Genomic DNA, 17,246 nt, shown 5'->3' with positions numbered 1-17,246 from the left:
GCGCAGTTCCAGGGGAAGCTTCCATGACCGTATCGCGCCGCGTGTTCCTCCAGGGGGCCGCCGGCCTCGCCACCGCGCTGGCGGCACCGCCGCTCGCCGCCCCGGCCCTGGCGCAGGGGCCGGTGATCCGGATCGGCGTGCTCGCCGATTTCTCCGGCATCTACACGGACCTGCTGGGCCGCGGCGGCGTCGGCTGCGCGCGCCAGGCCGCCACGGAATTCCTGGCCGGGGCCTCGGGCCCGGCGAAGGGCCTCGAGGTCGAGGTGCTCTTCGGCGACCACCAGAACAAGGCCGACACCGGCGCCAGCCTGGTGCGGCGCTGGATCGACCAGCAGGGGGTGGACATGGTGATCGCCGGGCCGAACTCCGCCGTCGGCCTGGCGGTCTCGACCATCGCGCGCGAGAAGGACAAGGCCTGCCTCGGCGTCGCCGTCACCGCGACGGAGTTCACCAACAAGCTCTGCACGCCGAACACCGTCAACTGGACCTATGACGGCTACATGCTGTCCAAGGCGGTGGCGGCCGAGACCGTGCGCGGCGGCGGGAAGAAATGGTACTTCATCGCCACCGACAACGCCTTCGGCCATTCCCTGCAGGCGGAGACGACCACCTTCGTGCAGCAGGCGGGCGGCGAGGTGGTGGGCAGCGCGCGGGCGCCGCTCGGCACCGGCGACTTCTCGGCCATGCTGATCGCCGCGCGCGGCAGCGGCGCCGATGTGATCGGCCTGGCGCTGGGCGGCAACGACCTGCCCAACTGCATCAAGCAGGCGCATGAGTTCGGCGTGACGCGCAGCATGAAGATGGCCGCGCTGGTGATGTTCCTGAACGACATCCGCGCCGCCGGGCTCGACACCATGCAGAAGCTGCTCTTCACCAACAGCTTCTACTGGGACACCAATGACCGCACCCGCGCCTTCACCCGGCGCGTGCTGCCGGCGATGGGCGGCGCCTATCCGGGCATGGTGCATGCCGGCTGCTACGCGGTGACGCTGCATTACCTGAAGGCCGTGGCGGCGCTCGGCGTCGAGGCCGCGAAGGCCAGCGGCGCCGCCACCGTCGCGCGCATGAAGGCCATGCCGACGGAGGACGACGCCTTCGGCGCCGGCTCCATCCGCGCCGATGGCCGGGCGGTGCTGCCGGCCTATCTCCTGCAGGTGAAGACGCCGGCCGAAAGCACGGGCGGATGGGACTACTGCAAGCTGGTCTCGACCATGGCGCCGGAGGAGACGGTGAAGCCGCTCGCGCAGTCGGAGTGCCCGCTGATCCGCAGCTGAGGCAGCTCAGCCCTCCCCCAGCGGCCGGGCGGGCACGCCGCCCACCCGGGCCGCCGGCGGAACATCCTCCAGCACCGCGGCACCCATGCCGACCACCGCCCCGGCGCCGATCCGGCGGCCGGGGCGGATGCCGGCGAGGATGCCCACCATCGCCCCCGCGCCCAGCGCCACCCCGCCCCCCAGCACGGCGCCGGGCGCGACATGGCAGCCCGCCTCCACCACGCAGTCATGCTCGACGATGCAGCCGGTGTTGAGGATGACATGGGCGCCGACGCGCGCCATCGCGCCCAGGACGACGCGCGGCATGGCGACGCTGCCGGGGCCGAGGGCGGCATTGCGCGCGATCACGGCGGAGGGGTGGCGGAAGGCGGGCAGGGTGAAGCCGAGGCGGCCCAGCTCCTCGCCCAGCCGGCGCCGGCGGGCATTGTCGCCGAGCGCCACATGCGCGCCCTCCACCCCCCCGGCGCGCAGGGCGGCGGCGCGGGCGAGGGGGCCGAGATGCGGCACGCCCGGCAGGCCGCGGCAGGCCGGGTCGTCATCCAGCACGCCGACCGGATCGGGCCAGCCGGCATCGCGCAGCACCTCCAGCACGGCCCGCCCATGGCCGCCCGCCCCGATCATCACCAGCCGCATCTCAATCCCCTTGCCTCGCCCACGCCCTCTTTACCGCGGGCGCGGCGGATCGGCAGGCGGGCTGACACGAAGGCGGATGTCAAGGTCGCGGGAAGGGAGGGCGGCCGGCCCTCCCGGCCGCCTCAGAACAGCGCCGAGGGCGCGACGGTCGATCCCGTGCCGCCCTGCACCTTCAGCGGCTGCACGGCGAAGGCGAATTCATGCTGCCCGCGGCTCGCCAGCACGTCGAGCTTCATGTTCTCCAGCAGGTGCACGCCATGCACGGCCAGCGCCAGCTGGTGCACCGGCAGGCTGGCATCCGGCATGGTCTTGGAGGGCGCGCATTCCACCGGCCAGTTGTCCGACCCCATCAGCATCGGGTTCCGCCGCAGGACCCACTCCGCCGCGGCGACGCCGAGGCCGGGGCAGGAGCGGACGTAGCGCGCGTTGTCGCGACCCCAGAGCAGGCCCCAGCCGGTGTGGACGATCACCGCGTCGCCTTCCTCGATGCGCGTGTTCTGCCGGCGCAGCGCCGCCTCCAGATCCTCCGGCGTGATCTCGTAGGTGTCGGGCAGGGTGGCGACGCCCTTCAGCGCCGCCACGTCGATCAGCACGCCGCGGGTGAAGATGGTGCCCACCGTGTCCACGCCCATCTCGGTGAAGCCGTTGCGGCTCGAGATGCGCGGGATGTTGACGCAGTTGTAGCCCTCGTCGCCGATGGTCTGGTGCGGGAAGGCATCGAGCTGCGTGCCGACCTGGCCGATCTCGGCGACCACCAGCTCCTCGTTCGAGCCGCGCCGGTTGCCCTCGGGGTTCATGAAGGTGCGCTTGAGATGCACGTCGAAGCGGCGCGTGCCGAAGAAGGGCATGGTCTGGTTCAGCGTCTGCCCGCATTCGACGATCTCGCCGGTGCGGATCAGCTGCGCCGCGCGCTTCGCCCGCTCCGGCGTCATCAGGTTCATCGCGCCGCGCCGGTCGGCGGCGCCCCAGCGGGAGGGGCAGCGCTGCGCGGCGCCGGGCGGGCTCCAGCCCTGGGCGCGGGCGCTGCTGGCCATCAGGCCATGCGCCCCGGCGCAGGCCATGCAGAGGGAGCCGAAGACCGCCTTGCGGCGGGACAGCTTGGACATGAGCATCTCTCCCGGCTGGCTCTCCCGCCACGACAGCGTGGCCTCGGGCCAACTGGGCACAGCTTGAGCGCAGGCCGGCGGCGCTGGCCACCCTATTTCATCACCGGATTCGCCTGCTCCGGCGCCGAAAGGCCGGGGCGGCGCCGCCGTCCCGGCCCGCCTCCTCAGCCGAGCAGGCTGTCGGCGCCCAGGCCGCGGCCCTCGGCCAGGCCATAGGTCAGGTAATGCTCCAGCGGGTTCATGCCGGCTTCCGCGACATCGGCATGCGCCGCCAGATAGGCGCCGGTGCTGAAGGCGGCGGAGGGATCGCGGCCCTCGGTCCAGCCATACTCCCGGTAATGGTCCAGCGGGTTCATGCCGACCGCCGCGACATCGGCATGGGCCGCCAGATAGGCATCGGTGTCGAAGAAGGCGTTGGGATCGCGCCCCTCGGTGCGGCCGAACGTGTCGTAATGCGCCTTCGGATCGACCCCGGCCTCCCAGACGTCCGGGTTGGACCGCGCGTAGAAGGCGGCGTCGAAGAGCGGATCGTCGCCCAGGGTCAGGGTGCCGTCGGCGAAGCGGATCTGCTCGATGTCGGTCAGCCTGTCGGTCCCCTCCGGGCCGCTGACCGTCAGCACCCGCCCCGCGCGCTGGAAGGCGTGGCCGGCCAGTTCGCCCAGGTAGACGGCGGTGTCGGTGCCGGTGCCGCCGTTCAGCCAGTCATCGCCCGCGCCGCCGGTCAGCTCGTCATCCCCGGCGCCACCGTTCAGGACGTCATCCCCGGCGCCGCCATCGAGGAAGTCGGCGCCGCCGCCGCCGGTCAGCCAATCGGCGCCGTCCGTGCCGTCGCCGGCGAGGAGGTCCGCCAGCGCCTGCAGGCCGATGTCGGGCTGGTCGATGAAGAAGCCGTCCACGCCGAGCTGAAGCAGCTTCAGGGCCTCCTGCGCCGCCGTCTGCGGCGTGCCGTCCGGGTTCAGCGCCTGATAGTTCTCCTCGGCGCGGATGGTGTAGGGGATGACCTTCAGCCCGACGGCATGCGCGTTCCCGACCAGCGGGCTGATCTCGCCGCTCAGCTCGAAGCGCAGCGTGGCCGTGCCGTCCCCATCCGCGTCCACCGGCTCGGCCAGGCGCGTGCGCAGCAGGATGGCATCCTTGCTGGGTCCGACGATATCGGCGTAGCGGGCGATCTCCCGCAGCGCCTCGAGGGAGGAGGCGTTGCCGAGCTGCACCAGCGGCAGATCCACCCCCGCCGCCGGCATGATGCTGTCGTGCAGACGGATCAGATTGCCCGATTCGAAGGACTGGATGTAGACGCGGTCAGGATCGGTGAAGTCGTTCGCCACCAGCGTGTCGATCAGCATCTGGCTGAGATCGAGGCCGATCGACTCCGAATAGGTCGGGTGCTTGGTCTCAGGCGCGATGGCGATCTCGCGGCCCGTCTCGGCCTCGACCTGCCGCACCAGGGCCAGGATCTCCTCCAGCGTGGCGATCTCGAACTGCCCGTCATAGGACTGGCTTTCCGGCCGCAGCTCGCCCAGCCGCTCCTTGGTGCGCAGGGTCTTCAGCTCGGCCAGCGTGAAGTCCTCGATGAACCAGTCCGTGACGCTGCGGCCGTCGATCACCTTGGTGACGTGGCGGTCGGCGAATTCGGGAAGGTCCGACACGTTCGTGGTGTCGGAGAGGGTGTTCTCGTGCCGCGCGACCAGATGGCCATCACGGGTCGCGACCAGATCGGGCTCGATCACGCTGACGCCCATCTCGATCGCCAGCTTATAGGCTTCCAGCGTGTGCTCCGGGCGGTAGCCGCTGGCGCCGCGGTGAGCAATGACGAGCGGCGGCTGACCATCGAGCGTGGCAAAACTGACCATGTCCGGGCTTTTCCCTCAGTGGTGGTCGCGTCGCGACGAGGGGAGCGGCGCCATCGCGGATGCCGCAGGCCGCCTTCCCCGCCGGTCGGCATGGCCGCGCCATTAGGATGGGGGGATGACGCCCGAATGACCGAAAGATTGCCGGAAGATTAAGTAGCCAGGCGGGATGCCGGGAAAACAATCCGGAAAAGCAACAGCTTGGCGGATTGGGCGCCCCCGGGCGCGGCCGTCAGGCGGCGCGGTGCCGAGCCCGCGCGGCCAGCACCTCATAGGCCGCGCGCACCGCCTCGGCGCCGTGCTCGCGCTCCAGCCGGCGGACGGTGAAATGCGCCCGCGCCAGCTCGCGGAAATGCTGCAGGAAGGCGAGGTTCACCGCCGCCCCCGCCGCCGCGCCCACCACGGGCGCCGCCTGGGCGCCGAGCTTGATCATCAGCGGGCCGGTGAAGCGGGCGGCGATGGCGCCGATGAAACCCGGCAGCAGCGCCGCGCTCATGTTCGGCAGGAACTGCGCCAGGGCGAGGCGGGTGGCGAAGTAGCCGGTCTCGGTGGCATCGTCCGCCAGGCCCGGCCCGCTGAGCGCGAAGACCTTCAGGCATTCCGCGCCGGTCTCGGGCAGGCGGGTGTCCTCGCCGGCGGCCGCGGCCTCGGCGCCGATCTGGCGCAGCAGGATGGTGGTCGAGACCGGCAGCTCCAGCAGGGTGCCCGGCAGGCCGAAGGCGCCGCCCGCGGCACCGCTCGCCGCCGCCAGGCCGCGGTGCAGCCAGTCGGAGGAGATGCCGGGCGGCGCGCGGCCCGGTCCGGAGCGCATGGCGGTGTTCAGCGCGGTGGAGAGCGCGCGGCGCACGGCGCCGTCCACCATGCCCTGGGCAAAGCCGGGCAGGCGGCGGCGCAGCGCCTCGACCGGCGTGCCGGCGAGCTGGGCGAGCCGCGCCGCCAGCGAGGTCTCGTCCAGCACCCGCCGCGCCTCGGCCAGCTCCGCCTCGGCCTCGGCGGGCAGGGGGAGGGGCACGGGCAGGGACGCGGGGAGGGTCTCGGTCATCAGGGCCTTCGGGTCACAGGATGAAGCGGCTGAGATCGGCGCTGGCGGCCAGCGGCGCGACCTTCTCCTTCACATACGCGGCGTCGACCCGGACGGTTTCGCCCTGCCGGTCGCTGGCGGTGAAGGAGACCTCCTCCAGCAGCTTCTCCAGCACCGTCGCCAGCCGCCGGGCGCCGATGTTCTCGACCCGCGCGTTGATCTCGGCGGCGAGATCGGCGATCGCGTCGACCGCGTCGGCCGTCAGGTCCAGCGTCACGCCCTCGGTGCCGAGCAGCGCCACGTACTGCTTCGCCAGGGAATGCTCCGGCTCGGTCAGGATGCGGCGGAAGTCGTCCCGCGTCAGCGCGCCGAGCTCGACGCGGATCGGCAGGCGGCCCTGCAGCTCCGGCAGCAGGTCGGAAGGCTTGGCGATGTGGAAGGCGCCGGAGGCGATGAACAGGATATGGTCGGTCTTCACCGGGCCGTGCTTGGTGGCGACGGTGGTGCCCTCGATCAGCGGCAGCAGGTCGCGCTGCACGCCCTCGCGGCTGACGTCGCCGCCGCGGAAGCCCTCGCCGGTGCGGGCGCAGACCTTGTCGATCTCGTCGACGAAGACGATGCCGTTGTTCTCGACATGGGCGACCGCGTCGCGGGTCAGCTTCTCCTGGTCGAGCAGCCGGTCGGCCTCGTCCTGGATCAGCGCCGCGCGGGCCTCGGCGACGCGCAGCTTGCGCGCCTTCGCCTGGCGGCCGAACATCTTGCCCATCATCTCCTGGATGTTGGCCATCTGCCCCGGCGGCATGCCCGGCATGTCCATCATCCCGATCGGCGTCGAGCCGGTCTCGGCGACCTGCACCTCGACCTCCTTCTCCTCCAGCTGGCCCTCGCGCAGCATGCGGCGGAACTTCATCCGCGTCTCGCCCGAGGCGCCCTCGCCGACCAGGGCGGTGATCAGCCGCTCCTCGGCGGAGAGTTCCGCCTTGGCCTGCACCTCCTTGCGGCTGGCCTCGCGCGTGCGGGTGAGGGAGACCTCGACGAGGTCGCGGATGATGCTGTCCACGTCGCGGCCGACATAGCCGACCTCGGTGAACTTGGTGGCCTCGACCTTGACGAAGGGGGCGTCCGCCAGCTTGGCGAGCCGCCGGGCGATCTCGGTCTTGCCGCAGCCGGTCGGCCCGATCATCAGGATGTTCTTCGGCACCACTTCCTCGCGGATGCCCTCGGGAAGCTGCTGCCGGCGCCAGCGGTTGCGCAGCGCGATGGCAACGGCGCGCTTGGCCTCATGCTGGCCGATGATGAAGCGGTCCAGCTCCGAGACGATCTCGCGCGGGGAGAGGTTGACGGTGTCGTTCATGGCTCAGAGCGTCTCCACGACCATGCGGCCATTGGTGTAGACGCAGATCTCGGCGGCGATGCCCATCGCCTTGCGGGCGATCTGCTCGGCCGTCATGCCGTCCACGTCGATCAGGGCGCGGGCGGCGGCCAGCGCGTAGTTGCCACCGGAGCCGATGCCGATGATGGAATCCTCGGGCTCCAGCACGTCGCCATTGCCGGTGATCAGCAGGGAGCGGTCCTTGTCGGCCACCGCCAGCAGCGCCTCGAGCCGGCGCAGGTAGCGGTCGGTGCGCCAGTCCTTGGCCAGCTCCACCGCCGCGCGCTCCAGCTGGTCGGGGAAGCGTTCCAGCTTGGCCTCCAGGCGCTCCAGCAGGGTGAAGGCATCGGCGGTGGCGCCGGCGAAACCGGTCACCACCTTGCCGCCGGCGATGCGGCGGACCTTGCGGGCGTTGTTCTTGACCACAGTCTGGCCCATGGAGACCTGACCGTCGCCGGCCATGGCCACCTGTCCGTCCTTGCGGACGCAGAGGATGGTGGTGCCATGCCAGCCCAGGGGATCGTGAGTCGTCGCGTTCATGCGCAGCAGATGGCATCGCGGTGGCGGCGCAACAAGCGGCCGGCCCCGGACCCGCCCACCCCGCCGCTGCCCCCCGCTCTCCCCCCTGGGCAATCTCCCGCCCCCGGTCTAGGAAGCCCCCATGTCGCCCGCGCCCCGCACCGCCGAGATCACCCGCCAGACCAGCGAGACCGAGATCCGCCTCCGCCTCGACCTGGACGGGACCGGGCAGGGACGCATCGCCACCGGGATCGGCTTCCTCGACCACATGCTGACGGCGCTCAGCCGCCACAGCCTGATCGACCTCGAGGTGGCGGCGAAGGGTGACCTGCACATCGACTTCCACCACACCACGGAGGATGTCGGCATCGTGCTCGGCCAGGCGTTGCGGCGGGCGCTCGGCGAGAAGCGCGGCATCCGCCGCTACGGCCACGCCGTGGTGCCGATGGACGAGGCGCTGGCCGAGGCCGCCATCGACATCTCCGGCCGCCCCTTCCTGGCCTGGAGCGTGCGCTTCCCGCGCGACAAGGTGGGCGAGATGGACACCGAGCTGTTCGAGGAGTTCTTCCGCGCCTTCGCCATGCAGTCCGGCCTGACGCTGCACATCGTGCAGCGCGCCGGGACCAACGCGCACCACATCGCCGAGGGCGTGTTCAAGGCGGTGGCGCGGGCGCTGCGGCAGGCGGTGGAGCCGGACCCGCGCATGGCCGGCGCGATTCCCTCCACCAAGGGCGTGCTGGAGGGCTGATGCGCGCCTGGACCGTCCACGCCCCGTTGCCGCCCGCCCCCGCGCCGCGCGCCTCGGTGCCGCCGGTGGGGGCCATGCCGGAGGCGCCGCCCCGCCGCGGCCGGCTGGTGCTGGTGCCGGAAGGCTTCTCCTGGCTCGCGGCGCTGCTGCCGCCGCTGTGGTTCCTGATGCACCGGCTCTGGCTGGTGCTGCTGCTCTGGCTGGCCCTCGCCGTGCTGGCGGCGGTGCTGTTGCCGGCCGCCGTCACGCCCTATGTCCTGATCGCGGCGCAGATCCTGATCGGCCTGCAGGCACAGGATCTGCGGCGCTGGAGCCTGGCGCGGCGCGGCCTGCCGGTCGCCGCCGTGGTGCTGGGCGGCGATGAGGAAGCGGCGCTGCTGCGCGCGCTGGACCGCCGGCCGGAGCTGGCGGCGGTGGAAGGAGGCCGGGCATGAGGGTTGCGGTGGTCGATCCGGGTTCGGGCAACCTGGCCTCGGTGCTGCGCGCCCTGCACCGCGCCGCGCGCGATGGCGGGATCGCGGCCGAAATCGCCGTGGAGGACAGGGCCGAGGCGGTGGCGCGGGCCGACCGCGTCGTCCTGCCGGGGCAGGGTGCCTTCGCCGCCTGCCGCCGGGGCCTGGACGCCATGCCGGGCATGGTCGAGGCGGTCGAGGCGGCGGTGCTGCGGCGCGGCGTGCCCTTCCTCGGCATCTGCGTCGGCATGCAGCTGATGGCCGAGCACGGGCTGGAGCATGGCGTGACGCCGGGCCTCGGCTGGATCGGCGGCGATGTGGCGCCGATCGACCCGCGCGATGCCGCGGGCGCGCCCCTGCCCCTGCCGCAGATGGGCTGGAACGCGCTCCGCTTCGCGCCGGGGGCCCATCCGGTCCTGGCCGGGCTGGCGCCGGGCGACCACGCCTATTTCGTGCATTCCTACGCCCTGGCCGGCGGCCGGCCGGAGGAGATCCTGGCCACCGCCGATTACGGCGGGCCCGTGGTCGCCGTCGCCGGGCGCGACAACATGGTCGGCACCCAGTTCCATGTCGAGAAGAGCCAGTTCACCGGCCTGCGCATGCTGGCCAACTTCCTGGCCTGGTCCCCGTGATGTCGCGGCGTGAGCATGCCCTGGAGGTCGAGCGGGCCGAGGCGCTGGACGAGGCGGAGCTGGCCGATCTCTGCGAGGCGACGGATGCCGCCATCATCGAGGGCGGCGGCTTCGGCTGGATCGAGCCGCAGGGGCGCGAGGCGCTGACGCGGCATTTCCGCGGCGTGCTGCTGGTGCCGGCCATCTCCCTCTTCGTCGCCCGGCTGGACGGCGTGCCGGTGGGCTCGGCGCAGCTCATCCGTCCGCCGCGCAACAACGAGGCGCAGGCCTTCAGCGCGCATCTGACCCATGCCTATATCGCCCCCTATGCGCGCGGCCACGGCCTGGCGCGGCTGCTGGTGCGGCGGGTGGAGGAGCATGCGGCGGCCCTCGGCCACCGGGTGCTGAACCTCGACGTGCGCGAGACCCAGGCCACCGCCATCGCCCTCTTCGAGGGGCTGGGCTATATCCGCTGGGGCACCCATCCGGCCTATGCCCGGGTGCGGGGCCAGACGGTGGCGGGGCACTATTACCACAAGCTGCTGGAAGCGCCCCGCGGCCGGCCGCTCGACATCCGCAGCGAGCGGGACCGCGGCGAGTGACGCGCCCCGCCGCCTCCGGCCCGCCACCAGGAGCCAGCATGGCCTTCACCCTCTACCCCGCGATCGACCTCAAGGCCGGCCAGGTGGTACGCCTGAAGCGCGGCGACATGGCCCAGGCCACGATCTACGGCGATCCGGGCGGGCAGGCGCGGGCCTTCGACGAGGCCGGCTTCGAATGGCTGCATGTCGTCGACCTGGACGGCGCCTTCGCCGGCCGCCCGGCCAATGCCGAGGCGGTGGCCAATATCCTGGCGCACACCTCCCGCCCCGTGCAGCTCGGCGGCGGCATCCGCGACATGACGACGGTCGAGGCCTGGCTGGCGCGTGGCATCAGCCGCGTCATCCTCGGCTCGGCGGCGGTCAAGGATCCGGACTTCGCCCGCGCCGCCTGCCAGGCCTTCCCCGGCCGGGTCGCCGTCGGTATCGACGCGCGGGACGGGATGGTGGCCACCGAGGGCTGGGCCGAGGTGAGCAGCGTCTCCGCCCTCGATCTCGCCCTGTCCTTCGAGGATGCCGGGGCGGCCGCCATCATCCATACGGACATCGAACGGGACGGCATGCTGGGCGGGGTGAACGTGACGGCGACGGCGGAGCTGGCGCGCCGCCTCTCCACCCCGGTCATCGCCTCCGGCGGCGTGGCGGGGCTCGCCGATATCGCGGCGCTGAAGGCGACGGGCTGTGTCGCCGGCACCATCATCGGGCGGGCGCTGTATGACGGGCGGCTGGACGCCGCCGAGGCCCTGGCGGCGGCGCGCGGCTGAAACCGCCTGCCGGGCCAGGGCGCCTGCCCGAGGGGACGGCCGTCAGGCCAGGTCCGCCACCTCGTCGAAGGCCAGGCGCGGCAGGCGGTCGAACAGGCCGCTCTCGTCGCCATAGCCCAGATTGACCAGGAAGTTCGACTTCCAGCCGGTGCCGGCCAGGAAGGCCTCGTCCACCTTGGCGTTGTCGAAGCCGCTCATCGCGCCCGCATCCAGGCCGAGCGCGCGCGCCGCCAGGATCAGGTAGGCGCCTTGCAGGGAGGCGTTGCGGAAGGCGGTGGCCTCCGCGAAGGCCTCGCTGCCGGTGAACCACGACTTGGCGTCGGCATGCGGGAAGAGCACCGGAAGCTTGTCGTAGAAGCGGCTGTCCCAGGCGACGATCACCGTCACCGGCGCGGTCATGGTCTTCTCGAGGTTGCCGGCGGAGAGGGCGGGGCGCAGCTTCTCCTTGCCCTCCCGCGTGCGGATGAAGACGAAGCGCGCAGGGCTGGAGTTGGCGCTGGTGGGGCCCATCTTCAGCAGATCGTAGAGCTCGCGCAGCGTCTCGTCGGACACCGCGCGCTCCTGCCACCTGTTGTGGGTGCGGGCGGTACGGAACAGCTGGTCCAGGGCGTGGGAGTCAAGTTTCTCGGCCATCGGGCAGTCACTCCTGTTGCATCGCAGCAGGATGCCCGCCGCCGGCCGGCGCGCAAGCCCCGCCGGCCAGGGTCAGCCTGGCGAAAAACGCCGGGCGGGGCGGCGCCTCAGCCCTCGACCTGCTCCACCGCGACCACCTCGGGCACGTAGTGGCGCAGCATGTTCTCGACACCGTGCTTCAGCGTGGCGCGGGAGGAGGGGCAGCCGGAGCAGGCGCCCTGCAGGTGCAGCCGGACGATGCCGTCCCGGAAGCCGCGGAAGACGATGTCGCCGCCATCGCCGGCCACCGCCGGGCGCACCCGCGTGTCCAGCAGCTCCTTGATCTGCGCGACGATCTCGGCATCGGCCGGGTCGCTGTCCTCCAGCGCCGCCTCGCCCTCGGCCTCCAGCACCACCGGCCGGCCGGCCATGTAGTGCTCCATGACGGCGCCCAGAACCTGCGGCTTCAGCGCCTGCCAGTCGATCGCATCGGTCTTGGTGACGGTGACGAAATCGGCGCCCAGGAAGACGCGCGCGACGCCCTCAAGGCTGAAGAGCCGCTCGGCCAGCGGGCTGCGCGCCGCGCCGTCGGGGCTGATGAAATCCGCCGTGCCGCGCGCGCCCATCACGTCCTGCCCGGGCAGGAACTTCAGCGTGGCGGGATTCGGGGTGGCTTCGGTCTCGATGAACATCGGTCTCGGCTTTTCCGTGCTGCGGCGTCGGGGTTCCTCGCCCGGATGTGGGCGATGGCGCGGGATTGCGCAAGCGGCGAGCCATTCCGCCGCCTCATGCCAGGCACGGAATGCCCAGGCGCACGGGAGGCCAGGTCAAGGGCGCGCGCTCAGGTCACGCGGCTGAGCTCGGCCTCGTCGAGATTGCCGGGAACGATGGTCAGCGGCACCCGCAGGCGCGGCGCGTAGCGGCCGATCAGGGCGCTGATCAGCGGGCCGGGCCCGCCGCCCGAGGTGGCGCTGGCCAGCACCAGGATGGAGATGCGCGGATCCTCCTCCAGCAGGGCCAGCAGCTCGTCGCGCGGATCGCCCTCGCGGATCAGCAGGATCGGCAGGCCGCCGGTGATCTCCTGCACCTCGGCGGCCAGCGCCGAGAGCAGCTTCTCGGCCTCGTCACGCCGCTCCTCCTGCAGCATGGCCCCGACGCCGGCCCATTCGACCGTCCCCTCCTCCTCGATCACCCGCAGCAGGGCGACGCGGCCGCCGCCGTTGCGGGCACGCAGGCAGGCATAGCGCAGGGCGATCTGGCGCTCCGGGCTGTCATCGACGACGACCAGGAAAACGCGGTCCCGGCGTGCGGCTTCGGGCATTCATCCCCTCCGGAAGAGCACGCTTCCCAGCCATCCGGCGAGGGCCGCGAGCAGGATGCAGGCCAGCCCGTATATCACCGGATCCTGCTCCGCGACATCGGCGATGCGCGCGGCGGCGCCGACCCGCTCGACCCGGAAGCCGAGCTCCTGCCGCGCCATCACGCGGCCATCCCGCACCAGCAGCACCTCGACGCGGAAATCGCCGGTGGCGACGGTGGCCGGCAGGGGCAGGCGGGCGCGGAACAGGCGGGCGCCCGAGATCTGGATCGCCTCGTCCTCCTCGTGCCACAGCATGGCGTCCTGCTTCAGCCGCAGCAGCGCCTGATGATAGGCGGGGTCCTGCACGCCGGTCGAGGCGAGCGGCAGGTTGTCGAGGCCGAGTCGCTTGGTGGCGCGCTCCTCCTCGCTCAGCAACTCGCGCAGCGGGCGGGTGCCGGTCAGCAGGTAGAAGCCCGGCACCTGGCGGAAGCGGGCCGAGGGGCCGTTGATCCAGAAGCCCAGCACATTGACGCGCCGGCGCACCACCATGGGCTCCGGCGGGCTTTGCGCCACCACCAGGATGTCGTCGCCGCCCGGGCCGAGCAGCCGCTCTGTGGCGCCGAAGACCAGCACGTCGGTGCCGCTGAAGCCGGTGGAGATCTCGACCCGCGTCTGCGACAGCTCCGCCACCAGGGGCGGGCGCGCCTGCGCCGGCTGCTGCGGCGGGGCGGGCGGCGGCGGGGGCAGGGGCAGGGGCTGCGCCGGGGCCGGCCCGTCCGGCAGGAGGAGGGCCGCGAGCAGCAGGGTCATGGCCCGCCAGCGCCTCATGACGGGATCGGCCCGATGGCGAAGAGGCTGTCCGGCGTCGCCACCAGGCCCCAGAGCAGGCTGAGCGCCACGCCCAGCACCAGCAGGCCGAGCAGGAAGCGCGTCTCCTCGCCGCGCAGCCGCGTGCCCATCGAGGCGCCGAACTGCGCCCCGGCCACGCCGCCCACCAGCAGCAGCAGGGTCAGCACGATGTCGACGCTGCCGGTCGAGACGGCCTGCAGCAGCGTGACATTGGCGGCCACGAAGACGACCTGGAACAGCGAGGTGCCGATCACCACCGCCGTCGGCATGCCGAGCAGGTAGATCATCGCGGGGACCAGCATGAAGCCGCCGCCGACCCCCATCACGGCCGAGAGCACGCCGATCATCAGGCCGATCAGCAGGGGCGGGATGACCGAGATGTAGAGGCGCGACTTGCGGAAGCGCAGCTTGAAGGGAAGGCCGTGCATCCAGAGATGCGCGTGCAGCCGGGCCGGCGCGGTGCCGCGCCGGCGGCGGCGCAGGATGGCGCGCACGCTCTCCCGCACCATCAGCCCGCCGACGCTGCCGAGCACGACCACGTAGAAGACGGCGACGGCGAGATCCACCTGCCCCTGGCGCCGCAACCAGGCGAAGAGCTGCACGCCGAGCGCCGAGCCGACGAAGCCGCCGGCCAGCAGCACCAGCCCCATGCGCGGATCGACATTGCCGCGGCGCCACTGCGCGATCAGGCCGGAGACCGAGGCGCCAAGGGTCTGGTTGGCGCCCGAGGCGACCGCAACCGGCGCCGGGATGCCGATGAGGATCAGCAGCGGCGTCAGCAGGAAGCCGCCGCCGACGCCGAACAGGCCGGAAAGCCAGCCCACGCCGAAGCCGATGCCGAGCAGCAGCAGGGCATCGACCGACATCTCGGCGATGGGCAGGTAGACCTGCATCGCAATTCCAGTCTCACGTCAGGCGCAGGGCGGCGGCCATGCCGGATCGACGCGGCCGCCGTCATGCAAGGGACATTCGGAATAAGGCAAGTCTTGGGCTAAAGCTGAGGCGAAGGACGGCAAAGCGACCCCAACCGGAAATTTTATGGCCATGCGTCATTTCCGCACCACCCGCCGGGCCCTGCTGGCCGGCGGTCTGGCCCTGCCCGCTTTCGGCCTGCCCCCTCTCGGCCTCCCCCCTCTCGGCCTCCCCGGCCTGCGCCGCGCCGCGGCGGAAACCGCCGGGCGCCTCACCCTGCTGCATCTGAACGACGTCCATGCCCGGCATGACGGGCAGCAGGCCTCGGGCGCCGCCTGCCAGGAGGGCCGCCCCTGCCTCGGCGGCAGCGCGCGGATGGCCACCGCCCTGGCCGTGGCGCGGCGCGCGACGGAAGCCGACGGCCGGGCCGTGCTGCATCTCGATGCCGGGGACCAGTTCACCGGCAGCCTCTATCACACCGCGCATCGCGGCCTGGCCGAGGCGGCGGTGCAGCGTGCCACCGGCTGCCAGGCCATGGCGCTCGGCAACCACGAGTTCGACCACGGCCCGCTGACGCTCGCCGCCTATGCCGCGGCGGTGGACTTCCCCCTGCTCTCGGCCAATCTGGACATGGCGCGCGAGCCGGCCCTGGCGGCCCGCATCCGCGGCCATGTGGCCTTCCGGCGCGGCGGCCTGCGGATCGGCGTCATCGGCCTCACCACCGAGACCACGCCGCAGGCCTCCAGCCCGGGCCCGGGCCTGCGCTTCACCGAGGCGGCGGAGGCCGCCCTGCGCGAGATCGCCGCCATCCGCGCCGGCGGGCCGGCGACGATCCTGGTGCTGTCGCATCTCGGCCTCGCCGCCGACCGCGCGCTCGCCGCCGCCGTGCCCGGCATCGACGCCATCATCGGCGGCCATTCCCATACGCTGCTGGCCGATGGCCTGCCCGGCGCCGAGGGGCCGCATCCGCTGGTGGTGGAGGGGCGCGACCGCGCCGTGCGCATCGTCCAGGCCGGCGCCTATGGCCGCTGGCTCGGCCGGCTCGACCTGGACCTGGGCGCCGATGGCCGGGTCGCCGGACATGGCGGCATGGTGCGGGCGGTGGACGAGTCGCTGGCGCCGGACCCGGCCGTGGCCGCGCTGGTCGCGGAATACGGCGCGCCGCTGGCGGCGCTGCGCGCGCGCGCCGTGGGGCCGGGCGCGCCGGGCCTCTCACCCGCGGGGTGCCGCCAGGGCGAATGCCGCCTCGGCAACCTGCTGGCCGACGCCATGCTGGCGGCGGCGCCGGGGGCGGACGCCGCCCTGACCAATGGCGGCGGGCTGCGCGCCGGCCTGCCGGAGGGGGTGGTGAGCTGGGGCGCGCTGCTCGAGATGCTGCCCTTCGGCAACACGCTCTCGGTCGTCACCCTGCGCGGCGCCGACCTGTGGGCGGCACTGGAGGCGGGGCTGGCGCGCGCGCAGGAGAATGGCGGCGGCTTTCCGCAGGTGGCGGGGATGCGGCTGCGCTGGCGGCCCGGCGCGCCACCGGGGGAGCGACTGGCCTCGGTCGAGGTCGGCGGCGCGCCGTGGCGGCCGGAGGCTGCCTACCGCATCGTCACCAACGACTTCCTGCGGCGCGGCGGCGATGGCTACGCGGCGCTGCGCGACGCCCCGCTGGCCGTGCTCGACAACGGCCGGCCGCTGGAGGAGGCGCTGGCGGACTGGCTGCGGCGGCAGGGCGCCGCCCGTACCCGGCTGGAGGGGCGCATCACGGAGGCCGGCCCGCCGCCCTGACCGGAATCCTGGCGCGGAAATTGCATACCGATACTTTTGCCAGCCTGCCCAGCCTGCCCTATAGGCGCCCAGCCGAGAAGCCGAGGAATGCGCCGATGTCTTCATCCCCCCCCGCGCCGCGCCCGATCGTCGATGCGCGCGGCCTCTGGAAGCGGTTCGGCTCGCTCACGGTGCTCAAGGGCGTCGACCTCGCGGTGGCGGAGCGCGAGCTGGTCTTCATCATCGGCCCCTCGGGCTCCGGCAAGTCCACCCTGCTGCGCTGCCTGAACCGGCTGGAGGAGCCGAGCGACGGCTCGATCCATATCGACGGCATCGAGTTGCTGAACCCCAGGACGGACATCAACGCCGCCCGGCGCCGCATCGGCATGGTCTTCCAGAGCTTCAACCTCTACCCGCACATGACGGCGCGGCAGAACGTCATGCTGGCGCTGCGCAAGGTGCTGGGGAAGAGCAGGGCGGAGGCGGCGGAGCTCGCCGGCCGCGCGCTGGAGCGCGTCGGCCTCGGCGAGCGGACGGACCATTATCCGGCGCAGCTCTCGGGCGGGCAGCAGCAGCGGGTCGCCATCGCCCGGGCCATCGCGCTGGAGCCGCGCGTCATGCTGTTCGACGAGCCGACCAGCGCGCTCGACCCCGAGCTGGTGGGCGGCGTGCTGGCGGTGATGCGCGAGCTGCGCGAGAGCGGCATGACCATGGTGGTGGTCAGCCACGAGATGGCCTTCGCCCGCGCCGCCGCCGACCGCGTGGTGTTCATGGCCGATGGCCAGAAGCTGGAGGAGGGGCCGCCGGCGCAGATCTTCGGCGACCCGCAGCACGAGCGCACCCGTGCCTTCATCCGCCAGATCGACCGGCACTGA

The 17,246-nt window shown here is 72.6% G+C and carries 19 protein-coding genes; 8 read left to right on the top strand and 11 right to left on the bottom strand.

Going from position 1 to position 17,246, the window contains the following annotated elements; all coding sequences use genetic code 11:
- The first annotated feature begins 23 nt into the window (after nt 1–23).
- On the top strand, nt 24–1,274 hold the full coding sequence (locus tag ACF3NH_RS07055; RefSeq protein WP_422922349.1) for an ABC transporter substrate-binding protein: 1,251 nt from the start codon (nt 24–26) through the stop codon (nt 1,272–1,274).
- A 6-nt stretch (nt 1,275–1,280) separates the two neighbouring features.
- On the opposite strand, the gene ACF3NH_RS07050 is transcribed toward ACF3NH_RS07055, so the two are convergent.
- The 6 genes from ACF3NH_RS07050 to hslV form a co-directional block, all read right to left on the bottom strand.
- Nucleotides 1,281–1,907 carry a NeuD/PglB/VioB family sugar acetyltransferase gene (locus ACF3NH_RS07050; protein WP_422922348.1) on the bottom strand — a complete coding sequence of 209 codons (627 nt, stop codon included), beginning with the start codon at nt 1,905–1,907 and terminating at the stop codon, nt 1,281–1,283.
- 122 nt (nt 1,908–2,029) lie between these two features.
- A complete protein-coding gene (locus ACF3NH_RS07045; RefSeq protein ID WP_422922347.1) occupies nt 2,030–3,013 on the bottom strand; it encodes a cyclase family protein in 984 nt (327 codons plus the stop codon).
- A gap of 164 nt (nt 3,014–3,177) precedes the next feature.
- Nucleotides 3,178–4,863 carry a glycerophosphodiester phosphodiesterase family protein gene (locus ACF3NH_RS07040; protein WP_422922346.1) on the bottom strand — a complete coding sequence of 562 codons (1,686 nt, stop codon included), beginning with the start codon at nt 4,861–4,863 and terminating at the stop codon, nt 3,178–3,180.
- 229 nt (nt 4,864–5,092) lie between these two features.
- Nucleotides 5,093–5,902 carry an EcsC family protein gene (locus tag ACF3NH_RS07035; RefSeq protein WP_422922345.1) on the bottom strand — a complete coding sequence of 270 codons (810 nt, stop codon included), beginning with the start codon at nt 5,900–5,902 and terminating at the stop codon, nt 5,093–5,095.
- A gap of 13 nt (nt 5,903–5,915) precedes the next feature.
- Nucleotides 5,916–7,235: an ATP-dependent protease ATPase subunit HslU gene (hslU, locus tag ACF3NH_RS07030; protein WP_198367015.1), complete on the bottom strand. Its 1,320-nt coding sequence runs from the start codon at nt 7,233–7,235 to the stop codon at nt 5,916–5,918.
- 3 nt (nt 7,236–7,238) lie between these two features.
- On the bottom strand, nt 7,239–7,793 hold the full coding sequence (gene hslV, locus ACF3NH_RS07025) for an ATP-dependent protease subunit HslV (RefSeq protein WP_198367016.1): 555 nt from the start codon (nt 7,791–7,793) through the stop codon (nt 7,239–7,241).
- Nucleotides 7,794–7,914: 121 nt separating this feature from the next.
- Between hslV and hisB the strand changes: the two genes are divergently transcribed.
- Genes hisB through hisA form a run of 5 tightly spaced genes read left to right on the top strand, consistent with a single transcriptional unit; the run spans nt 7,915 to nt 10,946 of the window.
- On the top strand, nt 7,915–8,520 hold the full coding sequence (hisB, locus tag ACF3NH_RS07020) for an imidazoleglycerol-phosphate dehydratase HisB (RefSeq protein ID WP_198367017.1): 606 nt from the start codon (nt 7,915–7,917) through the stop codon (nt 8,518–8,520).
- Nucleotides 8,520–8,954: a DUF2628 domain-containing protein gene (locus ACF3NH_RS07015; RefSeq protein WP_422922344.1), complete on the top strand. Its 435-nt coding sequence runs from the start codon at nt 8,520–8,522 to the stop codon at nt 8,952–8,954. Before hisB ends, ACF3NH_RS07015 begins: the two co-directional genes overlap by 1 nt.
- Complete coding sequence (hisH, locus tag ACF3NH_RS07010) at nt 8,951–9,604, top strand: imidazole glycerol phosphate synthase subunit HisH (RefSeq protein WP_198367019.1); 654 nt, start codon at nt 8,951–8,953, stop codon at nt 9,602–9,604. Before ACF3NH_RS07015 ends, hisH begins: the two co-directional genes overlap by 4 nt.
- Entirely contained in the window at nt 9,604–10,185 is a 582-nt protein-coding gene (locus ACF3NH_RS07005; protein ID WP_198367020.1) for a GNAT family N-acetyltransferase, read from the top strand. Before hisH ends, ACF3NH_RS07005 begins: the two co-directional genes overlap by 1 nt.
- 38 nt (nt 10,186–10,223) lie before the next feature.
- Nucleotides 10,224–10,946 (top strand): 1-(5-phosphoribosyl)-5-[(5-phosphoribosylamino)methylideneamino]imidazole-4-carboxamide isomerase, encoded by a 723-nt coding sequence (gene hisA, locus ACF3NH_RS07000; RefSeq protein ID WP_422922343.1) that lies wholly within the window; start codon nt 10,224–10,226, stop codon nt 10,944–10,946.
- A gap of 42 nt (nt 10,947–10,988) precedes the next feature.
- On the opposite strand, the gene ACF3NH_RS06995 is transcribed toward hisA, so the two are convergent.
- The 5 genes from ACF3NH_RS06995 to ACF3NH_RS06975 form a co-directional block, all read right to left on the bottom strand.
- Nucleotides 10,989–11,579, bottom strand: a complete 591-nt coding sequence (locus ACF3NH_RS06995) for a malonic semialdehyde reductase (RefSeq protein WP_198367022.1) — start codon at nt 11,577–11,579, stop codon at nt 10,989–10,991.
- 107 nt (nt 11,580–11,686) lie between these two features.
- The gene (locus tag ACF3NH_RS06990) at nt 11,687–12,250 is read right to left on the bottom strand and encodes a NifU family protein (protein WP_198367023.1); all 564 of its coding nucleotides are present in this window, start codon (nt 12,248–12,250) and stop codon (nt 11,687–11,689) included.
- Between the two features lie 149 nt (nt 12,251–12,399).
- Nucleotides 12,400–12,879, bottom strand: a complete 480-nt coding sequence (locus ACF3NH_RS06985; protein ID WP_198367024.1) for a universal stress protein — start codon at nt 12,877–12,879, stop codon at nt 12,400–12,402.
- Complete coding sequence (locus tag ACF3NH_RS06980; RefSeq protein ID WP_422922342.1) at nt 12,880–13,668, bottom strand: TIGR02186 family protein; 789 nt, start codon at nt 13,666–13,668, stop codon at nt 12,880–12,882.
- Between the two features lie 14 nt (nt 13,669–13,682).
- Nucleotides 13,683–14,600 carry a sulfite exporter TauE/SafE family protein gene (locus tag ACF3NH_RS06975; RefSeq protein WP_198367026.1) on the bottom strand — a complete coding sequence of 306 codons (918 nt, stop codon included), beginning with the start codon at nt 14,598–14,600 and terminating at the stop codon, nt 13,683–13,685.
- A 145-nt stretch (nt 14,601–14,745) separates the two neighbouring features.
- On the opposite strand from ACF3NH_RS06975, the gene ACF3NH_RS06970 reads away from it, so the two are divergent.
- Both ACF3NH_RS06970 and ACF3NH_RS06965 read left to right on the top strand, forming a co-directional pair.
- Nucleotides 14,746–16,392 (top strand): bifunctional metallophosphatase/5'-nucleotidase, encoded by a 1,647-nt coding sequence (locus ACF3NH_RS06970; protein WP_422922341.1) that lies wholly within the window; start codon nt 14,746–14,748, stop codon nt 16,390–16,392.
- Nucleotides 16,393–16,487: 95 nt separating this feature from the next.
- Nucleotides 16,488–17,246, top strand: coding sequence for an amino acid ABC transporter ATP-binding protein (locus ACF3NH_RS06965; protein WP_422922340.1), 759 nt, complete (start codon nt 16,488–16,490; stop codon nt 17,244–17,246).

Origin of the sequence: Pseudoroseomonas sp. WGS1072, assembly GCF_049340465.1 — a bacterium.
Classification (GTDB): domain Bacteria; phylum Pseudomonadota; class Alphaproteobacteria; order Acetobacterales; family Acetobacteraceae; genus Pseudoroseomonas.
The sequence above is the reverse complement of the archived record's forward strand: the minus strand, read 5'-3'. Positions and strand labels throughout refer to the sequence as shown.

Excerpts from the sequence above, each read along its gene's own strand:
- hisH (WP_198367019.1), top strand. The coding sequence starts at position 8,951 with ATGAGGGTTGCGGTGGTCGATCCGGGTTCGGGCAACCTGGCCTCGGTG.
- ACF3NH_RS06975 (WP_198367026.1), bottom strand. The coding sequence starts at position 14,600 with ATGCAGGTCTACCTGCCCATCGCCGAGATGTCGGTCGATGCCCTGCTG.
- ACF3NH_RS06985 (WP_198367024.1), bottom strand. The coding sequence starts at position 12,879 with ATGCCCGAAGCCGCACGCCGGGACCGCGTTTTCCTGGTCGTCGTCGAT.
- hisB (WP_198367017.1), top strand. The coding sequence starts at position 7,915 with ATGTCGCCCGCGCCCCGCACCGCCGAGATCACCCGCCAGACCAGCGAG.
- ACF3NH_RS07045 (WP_422922347.1), bottom strand. The coding sequence starts at position 3,013 with ATGTCCAAGCTGTCCCGCCGCAAGGCGGTCTTCGGCTCCCTCTGCATG.
- ACF3NH_RS06970 (WP_422922341.1), top strand. The coding sequence starts at position 14,746 with ATGGCCATGCGTCATTTCCGCACCACCCGCCGGGCCCTGCTGGCCGGC.
- ACF3NH_RS07005 (WP_198367020.1), top strand. The coding sequence starts at position 9,604 with ATGTCGCGGCGTGAGCATGCCCTGGAGGTCGAGCGGGCCGAGGCGCTG.
- ACF3NH_RS06990 (WP_198367023.1), bottom strand. The coding sequence starts at position 12,250 with ATGTTCATCGAGACCGAAGCCACCCCGAATCCCGCCACGCTGAAGTTC.
- ACF3NH_RS07015 (WP_422922344.1), top strand. The coding sequence starts at position 8,520 with ATGCGCGCCTGGACCGTCCACGCCCCGTTGCCGCCCGCCCCCGCGCCG.
- ACF3NH_RS07055 (WP_422922349.1), top strand. The coding sequence starts at position 24 with ATGACCGTATCGCGCCGCGTGTTCCTCCAGGGGGCCGCCGGCCTCGCC.
- ACF3NH_RS06980 (WP_422922342.1), bottom strand. The coding sequence starts at position 13,668 with ATGACCCTGCTGCTCGCGGCCCTCCTCCTGCCGGACGGGCCGGCCCCG.
- ACF3NH_RS07035 (WP_422922345.1), bottom strand. The coding sequence starts at position 5,902 with ATGACCGAGACCCTCCCCGCGTCCCTGCCCGTGCCCCTCCCCCTGCCC.
- hslV (WP_198367016.1), bottom strand. The coding sequence starts at position 7,793 with ATGAACGCGACGACTCACGATCCCCTGGGCTGGCATGGCACCACCATC.
- ACF3NH_RS06995 (WP_198367022.1), bottom strand. The coding sequence starts at position 11,579 with ATGGCCGAGAAACTTGACTCCCACGCCCTGGACCAGCTGTTCCGTACC.
- ACF3NH_RS06965 (WP_422922340.1), top strand. The coding sequence starts at position 16,488 with ATGTCTTCATCCCCCCCCGCGCCGCGCCCGATCGTCGATGCGCGCGGC.
- ACF3NH_RS07050 (WP_422922348.1), bottom strand. The coding sequence starts at position 1,907 with ATGCGGCTGGTGATGATCGGGGCGGGCGGCCATGGGCGGGCCGTGCTG.
- hslU (WP_198367015.1), bottom strand. The coding sequence starts at position 7,235 with ATGAACGACACCGTCAACCTCTCCCCGCGCGAGATCGTCTCGGAGCTG.
- hisA (WP_422922343.1), top strand. The coding sequence starts at position 10,224 with ATGGCCTTCACCCTCTACCCCGCGATCGACCTCAAGGCCGGCCAGGTG.
- ACF3NH_RS07040 (WP_422922346.1), bottom strand. The coding sequence starts at position 4,863 with ATGGTCAGTTTTGCCACGCTCGATGGTCAGCCGCCGCTCGTCATTGCT.